The sequence below is a fragment of the Geomicrobium halophilum genome (assembly GCF_014207655.1).
In the GTDB taxonomy this organism is placed as follows: Bacteria; Bacillota; Bacilli; order Bacillales; family Marinococcaceae; genus Geomicrobium; species Geomicrobium halophilum.
The window spans coordinates 1-13,766 of sequence record NZ_JACHHJ010000008.1 but is presented as its reverse complement, the minus strand read 5'-3'; the positions used below and the strand labels follow the sequence as shown (position 1 = coordinate 13,766).

Below are 13,766 nucleotides of genomic sequence, written 5' to 3'. Positions count from 1 at the left end.
TTTGTTCTCCTTTTTGAACATGCGATTATAGTTTAAAACAATTGGAGCAAAAATATAGCTGCCAGTTTCTAACGTCAATGTCAATTATGTATTGATCCTAAAAAAAAAGCTCCGGTTAAGGAGCAGGATTAAGCTTGTAGTTCTTCATCTGCACATACTGTAAGTTGTACGGTTTCTGTCAGAACGTCCGTGTAGCTATAGGATACACGCTCAATTTTATGCTTATCCCGATCTAACTTAACAATAAACACAGAGGGGTATGTGCCTTCCAAAAGCCCAGAGCGCTCAACGATCCGGCGGCGCCCGCCATTGGCCTTCAGTGTAATCCGTTTACCGACATTCTCTTCAAGAGCTTCCTTAATTTCCATTAACGTTTTACCCATCTCATCACCCCACCTCACTTCTGGCATTATACCATACATTTGCCCAACCGTCAATTTATATAAAATTTAAATTGTATCAACTAACAAACCCTCCTGTCAATACATTTTTTTAAACGGTAGGATTTCCCTTTATTTTGCGCATTTCTATACATTTTATACGGGAGGGTTAGAGAAAATAAAAAAGATGATAAAACCTTTACATTTCAGTTTCGTCACGTAAGGGCAATCCACGTCGCAATACCCCTTTTGTATCAATACCGCCAAGTCCGTCATCGCCCGTGAGTGTATTTCTTAAAATATCATATAACTCTACACGATTCATAAAAGGAGTCATACTTACTTTTGCTGCGATATAAACGGGATCAAGTGCATGAATGTTAACCCTTGCTGGGGAGCTCGCGAAATTAGCGCCAGCTCTTATAAGAGCTTCAAAGTAGGATTGGCAGGCACCGGCAAAAATGATTAAATTATCCAGATGCGGAACGACCTTCCTTGCTTCCCTGACTGTTTGGGCAAAAGCACGGGAATGCCTATAGGCTTTTGGATCATTGTGTTCCCCTCTTGCTGATGTATAAGCATCATGACCGGTGATAACCAAAATATCAGGCTGCACCATTTCCAGAAGTGAGGAAACCTGATGTTGCATATCGGTTTCTTTCATATGCGCTCCGTAAACAGGGATTCCAAGGCGCTCATACATTAACTTGCATTTTTGCAAATATGAACCATCTCCATCCATATGCAAAACACGACCCCTCATTTCAAAATAGAGGGGGGTGGAAGTGGAATAGGATGAAGACATTTCATATTCATTTTTCTCTCTTAACAAACGGCAGCCTTGTCGAAAAAGATGATACGTTTGTTCTTCTTTTTTTCGTTCTTCTTTTTCCCGTTTCGCTCGTTCATCGTCATCAATCTTATTTAGATCTTCATATGGTGCATCCGCAACCAATCGTAAGTCTTCACCTTTTAGCTCATAATTGCCATCCTTTTGAATGGCGGTAATCCGAAATAAGATATCTTCATTATAAGAAAATCGAGTAACGAGATCACCGATCTCTAATGACATCGTGACTCCTCCTTCATACTTCAACCTATGCGAAGGACGCGTGCCTGGTGAAAAATTCAATTAAAAAAGCGCAATATATACAAAAAATCCCTTGAGCTCAGCTTAGCTCAAGGGATGGTACAACCTTTTCTTTTAACAATCCGTCTGTTAAAGCCGCAAATTCAGACAGAGAGAGCATCTCTGCCCGGGTGCCCCCTTCGATGCCAGCATATCTGAAAGCGGCTTTCAGCGCATCTTGATCTCCTTTTTTCCCTATCCAATGGCGCAAGTTGTTCATCAGCGTTTTGCGACGCTGCGCGAAGGCTGCACGAACCACTGTGAAAAATAATTGTTCATCCTCCACCTGAACAGGAGGCTGAGTGCGTATGCGACAACAAATAATCGTTGAGTCCACGTGTGGCCGCGGCATGAATACAGTTGCAGGAACAGTCATAACCTCCTCCGTTTCCGCATAGTATTGTGCCGCAATGGAGAGAGAGCCGTAAGCTTTAGTCCCAGGCTTTGCCGCTAAACGTTCCCCAACCTCTTTTTGCATCATTACCGTCAATGTTTTGATAGGGAGCCGCTTTTCCAAAAAGGCCATGAGGATGGGCGTCGTTATATAATAAGGCAAATTTCCGGCAGCGACGACATCTTTTGTATCGGAAAACGTCGTTTCAAATAGTTCCTGCATGTTTGCTTTTAGGATATCCTGATGATAAATGTCGACATTCGTATAATCCGAGAGCGTGTCGTCAAGCACAGGCAAGAGACGCTGATCAATTTCAAAAGCGATGACTTTTTTAGCTCTTCTGGCGAACTGCTCAGTGAGTGCACCTATCCCAGGGCCTACCTCAATGACACCATCTTCTTTTGTGACCCCGCTTGCTTCAACCATTCTTCTCAAGATATTCGCATCAAGGATGAAATTTTGACCAAGGCTCTTTTTAAACGAAAGCTGATGCTTATCCATAATCGCTTTCGTTCTTGAAGGCGTAGCAATATCTTTTGTCATCGCGGAGGCTCCTCTTCTCGTTGCAGGACTTTAGCAACGGCATTGTGAAACTCTTGTCGATCAATACGGAACATGTGAAGACGTTTTAAAAACTGTTTGCCGTTGGCATATCCTATGTGCAGCTGTTCCCCGACAAGACCCCGTCGCCCTCTGGCATCCGGCCCGGCCAATAACCCGGCTGCCCGCACATCTGCAACAGACACAGGATCTCTATGCGTTACTACGTCATGGCCAGGCACTCGCACCTGTTCCAGTGCACGCTGAATCGATGATGGGGCGGCATGCTCCACCCCCACCCTTTTACCACAGGTAGATTTTGCCTCATTTTTGCTAAGAAACGCATGTTTACTCGTGGGCACAGATTCAGCCACAATCCGCCGAATCCGCTCCCCTGGAGTGTCTGGGTCAGTGAGTACGATTACACCCCGACGACGATCCGCAAGCTTGATCTGTTCAATGACATGGACGGGCACAGCTGAACCCCTCGTTTCAATCGTGTCAGCATCGACTGCACGTTTAACCGTGACTGAATCATCCCGCCCCTCAACGACGATACATTCTTCAATGATCATTTTTGCTTTTTCCATGATGATCTCCCTCACTGGATCTGAAACAATGTTTTCGCATTTCTTGTCGTCGTTTCTGCCAATTGTTCCAGCGGTATCTCATGCAATTCTGCAATTTTTTCGGCCACCTTCGATACGTATGCCGGCTCGTTTCGTTTCCCCCGGTATGGGTGAGGGGCTAGAAAAGGGGAGTCTGTTTCGACCAACAGCCGATCCAAAGGGACGATTTTAGCAACGTCCTTCGGCATCTGTGCATTTTTGAAGGTAACCGGTCCTCCGAATGAGATATGAAAGCCCAGGTCTAAACAGCGTTTCGCAGTTTCGACATCTCCACTATAGCAATGCATAATCCCGCCTGCTGCTCCAAGACCCTCTTTCTCCATGATTTCGGCTATATCTTCCTGTGCCTCACGTCCATGAATAACGATCGGCAGGTTCACTTTTTTCGCTAACTCGATTTGCTTTGTAAACACATCTTTTTGAACATCAGCGGGAGATTTATCCCAATGATAATCAAGACCGCTTTCTCCGATCGCAACCACTTTTGGATGATCAGCCAACGATTCAATCCAATCCAAATCTTCCATTTTCATATCAACGGCATCAACCGGATGCCATCCCACCGTAGCGTAGATAAAATCATAAGTTTCTGCGAGGTCGATGGCTCCTTTAATCGTATCGTGATCAAAGCCGACAACATTCATCAATGTTACACCGGCTTCTTTTGCACGTTCGATAACCGCTTCTTTGTCTTCTTCAAATTGCTCCACGTTCAAATGGACGTGCGTATCAAATAGTTTTGCCATACTAACGTCCTTTCCTATGAAATTACTGTGCCGTTCGGCAATTCACCATCAACGGTGACGACGCGCAATGTTTCTTTTGCCTGCCCAGCAAGAATCATTCCCTCAGATTTTTCACCTTTTAATGTGGTAGGCTTTAGGTTGGTGACACAGATTAGTTTTTTTCCAAGCAGTGAGTCTGCATTATAGTGTTCAGCAATCCCAGAGACGACCTGGCGCTTTTCTGTTCCGACATCCAGTTGAATTTTAAGCAATCGATCCGTTTTCTTTACGGGTTCTACAGCAGTAACCTCTGCGACTCGCAATTCCACATTTTTGAATTCATCGATCGTAATGATGCCTTCGGTTTCTTTCTTCGACGGCTCATTCTTTGCAGGTTTTTCGGTATCAGCCATTTGCTTAGTAATGTGGGCAACTTCTTCTTCCACATCGAGACGAGGAAAGAGCGGAGCCCCTTTCTTAACGACTACTGTGTCTTCCGATAACTGTCCAAACGTTTGCAGTGAATCCCACGAAAGAAGGTCCTTTTGATCTGCAAATCCTAGTTGTTCCGCCATTTGTTGAGGCGTGTTCGTGAGAAAAGGCTGGATCATAATCGCAATGTAACGGAGGGATTCCGCCAAATGATACATCACAGCCTGCAACTGTTCACCCGGACCATCTTTGGCCAACATCCACGGCTGCGTTTCATCAATGTATTTATTCGCACGTCCAATGAATTGCCAAATGGCCGTTAATGCTATGGAATACTCCATATCCTCCAAGTGCGTTTCCACCTTGCTCACCGTTGCATAAGCAAGTTCTACAAGGCTGTTATCGTAAGGGGTACCATCTTTTATATAAGCTGGCAATTTACCATCAAAATATTTATTAATCATTGCGATCGTCCGGTTTAACAAATTCCCTAGATCATTCGCCAAGTCAAAATTCAAGCGGTCAATGAAGCTCTCCGGAGTAAAAACACCATCGGCACCGAATGGAACTTCTCGCAGCAAATAGTAACGTACTGCGTCTAATCCATAACGATCAACGAGCGGCCCCGGATATACAACGTTTCCCTTAGACTTTGACATCTTTTCATCTTTCATAAGTAAAAAGCCATGTCCAAATACTTTTTTAGGTAGTGGAAGATCAAGAGCCATGAGCATAATTGGCCAATAGATTGTATGAAAACGGACGATTTCTTTTCCGACCACATGAATGTCTGCCGGCCAGTAGCGTTTGAACTGCTCTTCATTGTCGGTTCCATACCCGAGAGCAGTAATATAATTTAATAAAGCGTCAATCCAGACATACACGACGTGTTCAGGATCGCTCTTTAATGGGACTCCCCAGGAAAATGCAGTGCGGGATACAGCAAGGTCCTCCAGGCCTGGCTTAATAAAGTTATTGATCATTTCATTCTTTCGTGTTTCTGGCTGGATAAAATCAGGATTTTCCTCATAAAAAGCAAGTAAACGGTCGGCATATCTTGACATTCTGAAAAAATACGACTTTTCACGTACCCATTCAACTGGATGTCCGCTTTCAGGGCTCTTTCCCCCAATAATCTTCCCATCGTCATCTTTAATGGGTTCATCCAGCTGTATTTCTGTGTAAAAGGTTTCATCAGAAACGGAATACCAGCCTTCATACTCACTCAAATAAATATCACCTTGCGCCTTCAGCCGTTCAACCACTTCCTGTACCGACCATTTATGCCGATGTTCCGTGGTTCGAATAAAGTCATCATAGGAAATATCCAGCTTCTCCCATAGATCGCGAATGCCTGTAACAATATCATCCACAAATGCTTGCGGGGTCGTCCCGGCTTCTTCTGCTTTTCGTTCAATCTTCTGACCGTGTTCATCTGTCCCCGTTAGAAACATCACATCATAGCCCTTTAGACGCTTGTAACGGGCTAAGGCATCACTGGCCACTGTTGTATACGCATGGCCAATATGAAGTTTGCCACTTGGATAATAAATCGGTGTCGTTAAATAAAATGTTGGTTTTGCCATCGTGGAACTCCTCCTTCTTTAAGATCTTCTTCGTCTCATCATGAACGTAAATGAGCGCTTTTAATCCAGTCCACAATAAAACTCCCGCCCCTTCATTTAGGGGCGAGAGTATACTCACGCGGTACCACCCTTTTTTCTCCTGACGTATCAAGAGCTCAAAGCATCAACTCCGCAGCTGATGGCCATCCGTAACGCGGATCAACGTTATTCTCTTACTCGAAGCTCGAGAACAAAATCCTCCCGGACCATATTCAACACTTCGTTTGTCGCCGGCTTTCAGCAAACCCAGCTCTCTGTAGACACGTGAGCATTTACTCATCCGTTCAAAGGGTATACATATATTCCTAATAAAAACTATAGCGCCAATGTATGGAGATGTCAAGAAAGCGAAGAACCCACAAAAAGAGGTTAAACAATTATAAATCTAAAACTCTACATAAATGGGCAAATATGCTTTTTATTGACTTGATTTTACAATTTTGCTATTATGACATTATAGAGATAATGTGTCAAAAAATTGACACAATAATACTTGCATGCACAAGGAGGCGTGGATATTTATGAAATCCACCGGTATTGTAAGAAAGGTAGACGAGCTTGGTCGTGTCGTCCTTCCGATCGAATTGAGGCGTACGCTCGATATTGCGGAAAAAGATGCCCTGGAAATCTACGTTGACCATGACCAGATTATTTTGAAAAAATACAAACCAAATAAAGCATGCCAAATTACAGGTGATGTGTCAGATCACAACTTATCACTAGCAGATGGCAAAATCGTTTTAAGCCCTGAAGGCGCTGAAGAAATCATCGGTACTCTGCAAAATTATGTAGAAAATTCGAAATCATCCACATAAAAAATCCCTCGCACGAGAAAGAAGGCGGATCTTCAAACCCCATCCGCCTTTATTGATCTAACCCATGATAGATAGCATACACTTTATTCTTACTCATCTTCCGATCGACAGCGCATTGCTTAAGGGAAGCCTTCCGCCCCCATCCGCTCGCTTCATAAGCTTCCACATGTCCGATGACCGTAAGCCCCTCCCACCAATGTACTTTACGGTAGGCATCTGCTTCTTCATCTGACGCCCCGCCGACAATAAGACAACATTCACCTTTCCAACCGTTCTCGCGACCGATACTCGCCAATTCTTCCAACGTACCGCGATAAAATTGTTCATAGTGCTTCGTCAGCTCACGGGCAACAACCGCTTCTCGATTTTCCCAGCTATCCCGAAGCTGTTCCAACGTCGCCGTAAGTCGATAAGGCGATTCGTAAAAAATAAGGGGGACCTGAATGTCACCCAATCGTTTCAATGTTTCGGTCACCTCTTTTTTCTTACGGGGGAGAAAGCCGTGAAAATAGAAAGGACCGCCCCCAAACCCCGATGCAATCAAAGACGTAACCGCTGCGTTGGCCCCAGGCAACGGAGTCACTGTCACTTGTTCACGAATGCATGCTGACACGAGCCGTTCCCCGGGGTCGGACACAAGCGGTGTTCCGGCATCGCTTACGAGTGCATGGTTTTGCCCACTCTGTAGTTTTTCCAATAATTCCTCGATTCTTTTGTTCTCATTATGCTCATGCATGCTTAGCGTTGGTGTACGAATGTCAAAATGGGAGAGCAATTTCCGCGTTTGCCGCGTATCCTCAGCAAGAATGAGTTCCACTTCCTTAAGGATACGAACCGCTCGATGTGTGATATCTTCAAGGTTACCGATCGGCGTCGGAACGAGATAGAGTATACCGTTTTCCAAAGCTCCCTCTCCTTTCTTGAATTAACTGTTTCTTTTCAGCCTTAGTTAACTGCTTAATCCGCCATTCTTCTCGCAAGGCCTCTGTTTTACTCGGAAACGCTTGTAAATGAATAAGCGAGAAAGGTCCGCGTCCTCGTGTATACTTTGCCGCAATGCCTTCTTTATGTTTATGTAAGCGTGCGTAAGGTTCCGTCGTATAGCCTGTGTAATACGATCCATCGCCGCATTCAAGCATATAGACATAGTGTTCGGCGACTTCTGTAGCAACCTTCGTGGCCAGCTGTGGGCCTTTTTCATGATCTCCTTCATACGCCCGTTGGAACTGATCTGTATATCCATGACTCCCGTACACGATGACCGGTGGCAAGGTTTTAAGTCCTTGATTCCCCCCCTTCATTGTTTCCACCAGTACAATGTTCGAATCCCTATTTTCCTTTGGATGCACGAACTGGATGCGTTTCGGCGTCAATTGAACCTGTTCACAAGCACGAAACAGTTCCTGTAAACGTTCCGGCCGATAAACAAAAGCAGCTTTCCCTTTGTATTTGAGCAACTGCGACGACGTTTGGACCACATCTTCTATGGTGACATCCATTTCATGGCGGGCTGCCTTTATAGATGATTTCGTGTTTTTTTTACCCATCCCTTGGAAATAAGGGGGATTACACGTAATCACATCATAAGTCTCTACCCCTAGCCTTTCCCAAACCCTTCGAATATCTTCGCATATGAACGTAAGCTGTTCCTGCCGGCCATTGAGTTTCGCGCTCCGTCTGGCCATATCACATAATTCAGGCTGCAACTCTACCCCTGTAATCGGTACTTGGCTCCGCGTGGAAAGGACCAGGGAGATCGCACCGCTCCCTGCGCATAAATCAATCATTTTCCCCTTCGTTTTTTTCGCCGAAACAAATTGCCCTAGCAATACCGCATCCTTCGAAAAAGGAAACGTTTCCTCGCCTTGAATAATCCGCAATTGATTTTTATAAATATAATCAACCCGTTCTTTCGACCCTAACTCCATATGTTCACCTCAAAGAATAAAAAGACCCGTATCACAAAAGTGCACGGGCTCATCTTTACTATTTCGATTGGAAAAACGAGAGACAAAAGAGGCAATCACCATCCGCTCGTAAACTGCCATAATGCAAATTGCATATGTGAAAGCCTTCATGATACAAGCGAGCAAGGTTATCATAGCCTTCACCCGGTAGGGCAGTCACAGCACTAGAATCTTTCTCTGAAGGCTCTTCGTCTGCCGAAGTGGCAGTTATACCTTCACTCTCCAACCGCTCGCGTAACAAACGGTTTTCGGTGACCAGGCCTTGATTCTCTTCAATAAGCGTTGCCAACTGCTCTTTTAACTCTCGAAGCTCTTCATGAAAGGTGAGCAGCTTTTTCTCCATATGAATGACTTGTGAAAACATTTCTTTTTTCGCCACGTTGCTTTCCCACCTTCTCGTGGCACACTTAGCCGGTTAATGATCCTTGCTCAATCAGCTCTTCTAAAGAAAATTCCAATGTTCGTGCCGGATCTTCCATTTCTACCTGTATGAGACGTTCCAGCATATTTAATCCAGCCACTTTTCCTTTGCCTTCCTCTGTATAAATCTGTTCACCAATGTCAGGAAGCTCTTTCTTCGCCTGTTCGTACTCATCATTTTCATATTTTAGGCAACACATTAAACGACCACATAGTCCAGAAATTTTCGCCGGATTGAGCGATAAATTCTGATCTTTTGCCATTTTAATGGAAACAGGTTCAAAATCACCGAGAAACGTTGAACAACAAAGGATGAGACCGCAAGGACCGATCCCCCCCAGCATTTTTGCTTCATCCCGAACCCCGATTTGTCTGAGTTCAATCCGCGTCCGAAAAATTGAAGCCAATTCTTTAACAAGGGCTCGGAAATCGACCCGCCCCTCCGCGGTGAAATAAAATAACGCTTTGTTGCGGTCGAATGTATATTCAACATTTACTAATTTCATGTCTAAATCATGTTCAATAATTTTTTCCTTACAAACGTCCTTCGCTTGCCGTGCAAGTTCTATATTTTCTTCTACCTGTTTATGATCATCCGCCGTTGCGAGCCGTATAACCTTCTTAAGCGGTAAAACAACATCGTCACTGCCTACCGTTCTCTCTTCTTTTACGACATAAGCGTTTTCAATGCCGCGCGCCGTTTCAACGATTACAGATTGACCGACCTGCACATCATGCCCAGCGGGGGAAAAATAATAAATCTTCCCAGCCTTTTTAAAGCGAACGCCTATCACTTCGTGCAATATCATGATCCCTCCTGGAGGCGAAGCAGTAACCGCTCCATCAACAGTTGCGGATTCACGTTGGCCGCCAGATATTTTTTCGCTTCCATGACTGCCTTCATATTGGCAGCCAGCATGTATTCCGATCGATTGAATGCTTCGGCTTTCAATCGTTCCAACTGATCAGGATAAGCAAGATCCTCCCTGCCCCATTTTGTATATAGTACATCCCGATACCAATAAAGGAAAAGGTCAAGACCTATATCAATAGACCCTCTATCTTTAAAATGTGTATGCCATTTTTCCTGGAGTAGCAATTTTGCCTGCGGAGGCCTTTTGAAGACCTCTTCCGCTAATTGTATCACTACCTGACGCCCCTGTACAATCCAGGTCTTACGCTCTTCTGCCGGAATTTCAGTTGGCTTGTCCCCAACTCGAGCTTTAATCGCTGCCAGTTCCAGCGTCTCCCCCTGTTCTTGTAACCGCTCCTGCCGCTTTGACTCCGACAATGGAGTGAACGATAGTACTTGAGACCGGGACACGATAGTAGGAAGTAAAAAATGGAGATTCCCTGTCGTTAAAATGGCTAAGGTTTCTCCACCTGGTTCCTCCAAGGAAGTCAATAAACTATTGGCGGCACTATCGGTCATTTTATCCGCTTCTTCTATGATATATGCCTTTTTGACAGACTCCATCCCTTTAAATGCAAATTCTTTTTGCAATAATTCGACCTGTCCTTTTTTGATGGAAAGACCATCTGGTTGAATAAAGGTGACATCCGGATGGTTACCGGAAAGCACTCGTTTACATTCACTGCATTGGTTACAAGGCTTGTCCTTGGGCTCTTTAGAGCTGCACATAAAAGCACGGCAAAGAAGCGTTGCTGCTCCTATGAGTTCACCACGGTCCTCGCCTTCAAAAGTATAAGCATGAGGAAGACGCTCCCGCCACACAGCATGCTGCAGTAACTGCGTCACTACCGGCTGTTCCGCACGTAGTGCATCCCATTCCATGAGCGACCCCCCGTATTAAAATTGTTCAAACTGCTCAACATCCATAATAAATACTGTCGCGCCTCCAACTTGTACTTCAACAGGATAAGGGACATAAGAATCTGCATTTCCGCCCATAGGAGAGACAGGTGCGACCAGTTGCTCACGGCTTTCACAGTTTTCCTTTATAATATCAAGCACGTCAGCGACGTTTTCATCTTCAACACCGATTAAAAATGTTGTGTTTCCCGCACGCAGAAAACCACCTGTAGATGCCAATTTTGTGGCTCGATAGTCATTTTCTATAAGCGCCGTAGATAAGCGATTACTATCTTTATCCTGGACAACGGCAATGATTAATTTCATGGACGGCCTCCTCCCTGAATATGAAGCTTCTTATTCTTATCATACTTTATGCCGGATGGAAAAACTAGTGCTTTTCTATCCCAAAACTTCCTGTATATACTGGAGTACGGCTTTTTCTACTTGTTCCATGCTTTGATTTGCTTGGACTATACGATAACGCTCCGGATCCTCTTTTGCAAGCAGTTGATACCCCTCACGCACCCGTTCATGAAAGTCAATCCCTGCTTGATCCAATCGATTTTCCTCCCGAGCATTTTTCGTAATCCGTGATAAACCAATCTCTACAGGGAGATCTAAAAATATCGTACGCTCAGGGAGCCAATGCTGAACCGCAAACATATTTATCATTTTCACTTGTTCCATATCTACTCCACTTGCATATCCCTGATAAGCTAGACTACTATCAAGATAACGATCGCATAGAACCACTTTGCCGGCCTCAAGGGCCGGAATAATTTTTTCCACTAGATGCTGACGTCTAGCGGCTGCAAACAAAAGTACCTCTGTGTATTCATCAAGAATTTGCTCTTGATCGCCAAGTAAAATCGCCCGAATTTGCTCAGCGCTGGCGACACCTCCTGGTTCTCTTGAAACGAGCGTTTCATACCCTTTTTCTTCTAGATCTTTCGCGATTTTAGGTACTACTGTTGATTTTCCAGCGCCTTCACCGCCTTCAAAAGTGACAAACGTTCCTCTACTCATTTTCACCGACCTCTTTTCTAACGAGCAAGCGCCCTTCATAAATCCGTGATGCTGCTTGAATACGGCCACCTGAAGCTAACCAATTACAAAGAAACTGTAACCGAGGCTGATCAATCATTTCCCCTTCCATCCAGAGTGGAATTCCTGGTGGATACGGAATGATTTCCTCAGCAATCCTTCTACCTTCTGCATTTTTAACCGAAACAGTTTCAACATCCTGATTTTCTAGTTTTTTGGAAAAGGAATAACGTTCCACGCTTGGAAAAGGGGGAAAAACCATCTCATCAAACGTCGTTTCCATATGCTCCCCCTCGTATAACGAGGTAAGCACAGGTAATATTGTATGCTTCCATAAATCCGGGCTCTCTAACGGCAAAACGAGGAGCACATGCCTGCGATCACTTAACTCAACATAAATTTGCTCTTTATTTAAACGATCTTCCCATTCCCAACCATTCCATCCAGCAGGTGCACGTAAGATCAATTTCAAAGGATCATCGTTTTTCACACGGGCTGCAGGGCAGGCTTCATCTACGCTTTTCTGAAAGGCATCTAACTGAGAAGCGATTTTTTTCCCACACATTGAAGCACTAAAAGCGCGGGCAACGTCAAGTGACGCAAGTATCGGGTAAGATGGGCTGCTCGTCTGTAAACGATGCAGCCAATAACGACATCGGGCTTCATGTTCGGTAGAACGTAGATGTAAAAAAGCCCCCATCGTAAGCGCGGGCAATGTTTTATGCGCTGATTGCACCACCGCATCTGCACCCGCAGCCAAAGCCGAAATGGGGAATTCTGCGTCGATATGTAAGTGGGCTCCATGGGCTTCATCTACGAATACATAGGCTTCATGACTCTTTGCTTCATCAATCGCTCCCTTGAGATCACCGACATTTCCATAATAACTCGGAGAAGAGAGCAGTACCCCTTGAATATCTGGATAACTTTCAAAACCATAAGCCACTGACGCTTTTGACACTCCTATTGTTAAACCGCTGTACTTATCGTAATCCGGTGAAATAAACACCGCTTCTACCCCGGCAAGCTCTAACCCATGAATAACCGAATGATGTACATCTCGTTGTACGAGCACGCGATCTCCCCGCTCAAAAAAAGCAAGAATCATCGTCAGGTTACCAAGTGTAGACCCCCCAACCAGGAAAAAAGTACGCCCGCAGCCATACTGTTCAGCGGCCAGATGTTCCGCTTCAAGAATCGCTCCCATTGGAGCATGCAAATCATCAAGACCCTTTAATTCAGTCTGATCCAACTGCATCACTTGCTCAAAATAAGTAGAATAAGGGGGAGACAACAAACGTCCATTTTTATGACCTGGTACATGCATGGAAACAGGATTTTGCTCGTTATGAGCCTCTAACTTTTCTATAAGAGGGCAATACCCGATCATTACATTCAAATCCTTTTTCTCCTATTATAACAGACAGAAAAAAAAGAACGCCATGCTCATTGAAGGAGCATGGCGTTCATCTTACTCTCACGTAACTTTTTAATATACCACATATAATCTGAATCATCAGCGTCTAATTCTACTATTTTACGCTCACAAGAAAGACAGATCCACATCGATAATAAATAGAATCCCTTTTCGCTTTCCTTTTCGCAAACCCCGCAATTTTCCCCTAATTCCTTTGCATACATTCTATTCCCCTCCTACACGGATCATTTCATTTTAGTGTTTCCTAATCTCATAGAATTTATACAAAGCATCGTTGGATCAAAGCAGAAAATGAGTGTAAGAATATCTTACGGGGGAAACGCCCAAATTGTGCATGGCAACACAAAAAAAACCAACGCAAGATGAGTATCCTGCGTTGGTTTAGGGAAAAGCCAGGCGACGTCCTACGCTC

General features: G+C 44.5%; 16 protein-coding genes and 1 other annotated feature. Of the genes, 1 reads left to right on the top strand and 15 read right to left on the bottom strand.

The features are described from left to right. Positions 1-128: 128 nt before the first annotated feature. From HNR44_RS17180 to metG, 6 genes are all read right to left on the bottom strand, one after another. Positions 129-383 carry a Veg family protein gene (locus tag HNR44_RS17180; RefSeq protein WP_184405836.1) on the bottom strand — a complete coding sequence of 85 codons (255 nt, stop codon included), beginning with the start codon at positions 381-383 and terminating at the stop codon, positions 129-131. A 196-nt stretch (positions 384-579) separates the two neighbouring features. Continuing rightward, entirely contained in the window at positions 580-1,452 is an 873-nt protein-coding gene (yabG, locus tag HNR44_RS17175) for a sporulation peptidase YabG (RefSeq protein WP_184405834.1), read from the bottom strand. Between the two features lie 97 nt (positions 1,453-1,549). Beyond that, the gene (rsmA, locus tag HNR44_RS17170) at positions 1,550-2,446 is read right to left on the bottom strand and encodes a 16S rRNA (adenine(1518)-N(6)/adenine(1519)-N(6))-dimethyltransferase RsmA (protein WP_184405831.1); all 897 of its coding nucleotides are present in this window, start codon (positions 2,444-2,446) and stop codon (positions 1,550-1,552) included. Then, positions 2,443-3,033: a ribonuclease M5 gene (rnmV, locus tag HNR44_RS17165; RefSeq protein WP_281381449.1), complete on the bottom strand. Its 591-nt coding sequence runs from the start codon at positions 3,031-3,033 to the stop codon at positions 2,443-2,445. The genes rsmA and rnmV overlap by 4 nt, the downstream gene beginning before the upstream one ends. 11 nt (positions 3,034-3,044) lie before the next feature. Then, positions 3,045-3,818 (bottom strand): TatD family hydrolase, encoded by a 774-nt coding sequence (locus HNR44_RS17160; protein ID WP_184405829.1) that lies wholly within the window; start codon positions 3,816-3,818, stop codon positions 3,045-3,047. A gap of 14 nt (positions 3,819-3,832) precedes the next feature. After that, complete coding sequence (metG, locus tag HNR44_RS17155) at positions 3,833-5,815, bottom strand: methionine--tRNA ligase (protein WP_184405827.1); 1,983 nt, start codon at positions 5,813-5,815, stop codon at positions 3,833-3,835. A 95-nt stretch (positions 5,816-5,910) separates the two neighbouring features. Next, positions 5,911-6,151: a binding site (T-box leader), on the bottom strand. 224 nt (positions 6,152-6,375) lie between these two features. On the opposite strand from metG, the gene abrB reads away from it, so the two are divergent. Then, positions 6,376-6,669, top strand: a complete 294-nt coding sequence (gene abrB / locus HNR44_RS17150; protein WP_184405825.1) for a transition state genes transcriptional regulator AbrB — start codon at positions 6,376-6,378, stop codon at positions 6,667-6,669. Positions 6,670-6,718: 49 nt separating this feature from the next. On the opposite strand, the gene rsmI is transcribed toward abrB, so the two are convergent. The 9 genes from rsmI to HNR44_RS17105 form a co-directional block, all read right to left on the bottom strand. Further along, positions 6,719-7,573 carry a 16S rRNA (cytidine(1402)-2'-O)-methyltransferase gene (gene rsmI, locus HNR44_RS17145; protein WP_221434344.1) on the bottom strand — a complete coding sequence of 285 codons (855 nt, stop codon included), beginning with the start codon at positions 7,571-7,573 and terminating at the stop codon, positions 6,719-6,721. Beyond that, positions 7,530-8,597 (bottom strand): GIY-YIG nuclease family protein, encoded by a 1,068-nt coding sequence (locus tag HNR44_RS17140; RefSeq protein ID WP_184405822.1) that lies wholly within the window; start codon positions 8,595-8,597, stop codon positions 7,530-7,532. Before HNR44_RS17140 ends, rsmI begins: the two co-directional genes overlap by 44 nt. Positions 8,598-8,655: 58 nt before the next feature. After that, the gene (yabA, locus tag HNR44_RS17135) at positions 8,656-9,015 is read right to left on the bottom strand and encodes a DNA replication initiation control protein YabA (RefSeq protein ID WP_184405819.1); all 360 of its coding nucleotides are present in this window, start codon (positions 9,013-9,015) and stop codon (positions 8,656-8,658) included. A gap of 28 nt (positions 9,016-9,043) precedes the next feature. Then, a complete protein-coding gene (locus tag HNR44_RS17130) occupies positions 9,044-9,859 on the bottom strand; it encodes a PSP1 domain-containing protein (RefSeq protein WP_184405815.1) in 816 nt (271 codons plus the stop codon). 2 nt (positions 9,860-9,861) lie between these two features. Next, positions 9,862-10,851: a DNA polymerase III subunit delta' C-terminal domain-containing protein gene (locus HNR44_RS17125; protein ID WP_184405812.1), complete on the bottom strand. Its 990-nt coding sequence runs from the start codon at positions 10,849-10,851 to the stop codon at positions 9,862-9,864. Between the two features lie 15 nt (positions 10,852-10,866). Beyond that, entirely contained in the window at positions 10,867-11,196 is a 330-nt protein-coding gene (locus HNR44_RS17120) for a cyclic-di-AMP receptor (protein WP_184405811.1), read from the bottom strand. A 75-nt stretch (positions 11,197-11,271) separates the two neighbouring features. Next, positions 11,272-11,898, bottom strand: a complete 627-nt coding sequence (gene tmk / locus HNR44_RS17115) for a dTMP kinase (RefSeq protein ID WP_184405809.1) — start codon at positions 11,896-11,898, stop codon at positions 11,272-11,274. Then, positions 11,891-13,306, bottom strand: a complete 1,416-nt coding sequence (locus HNR44_RS17110) for an aminotransferase class I/II-fold pyridoxal phosphate-dependent enzyme (protein WP_246407626.1) — start codon at positions 13,304-13,306, stop codon at positions 11,891-11,893. The genes tmk and HNR44_RS17110 overlap by 8 nt, the downstream gene beginning before the upstream one ends. 56 nt (positions 13,307-13,362) lie before the next feature. Beyond that, positions 13,363-13,557, bottom strand: a complete 195-nt coding sequence (locus HNR44_RS17105) for a sigma factor G inhibitor Gin (RefSeq protein WP_184405804.1) — start codon at positions 13,555-13,557, stop codon at positions 13,363-13,365. Positions 13,558-13,766: the final 209 nt, after the last annotated feature.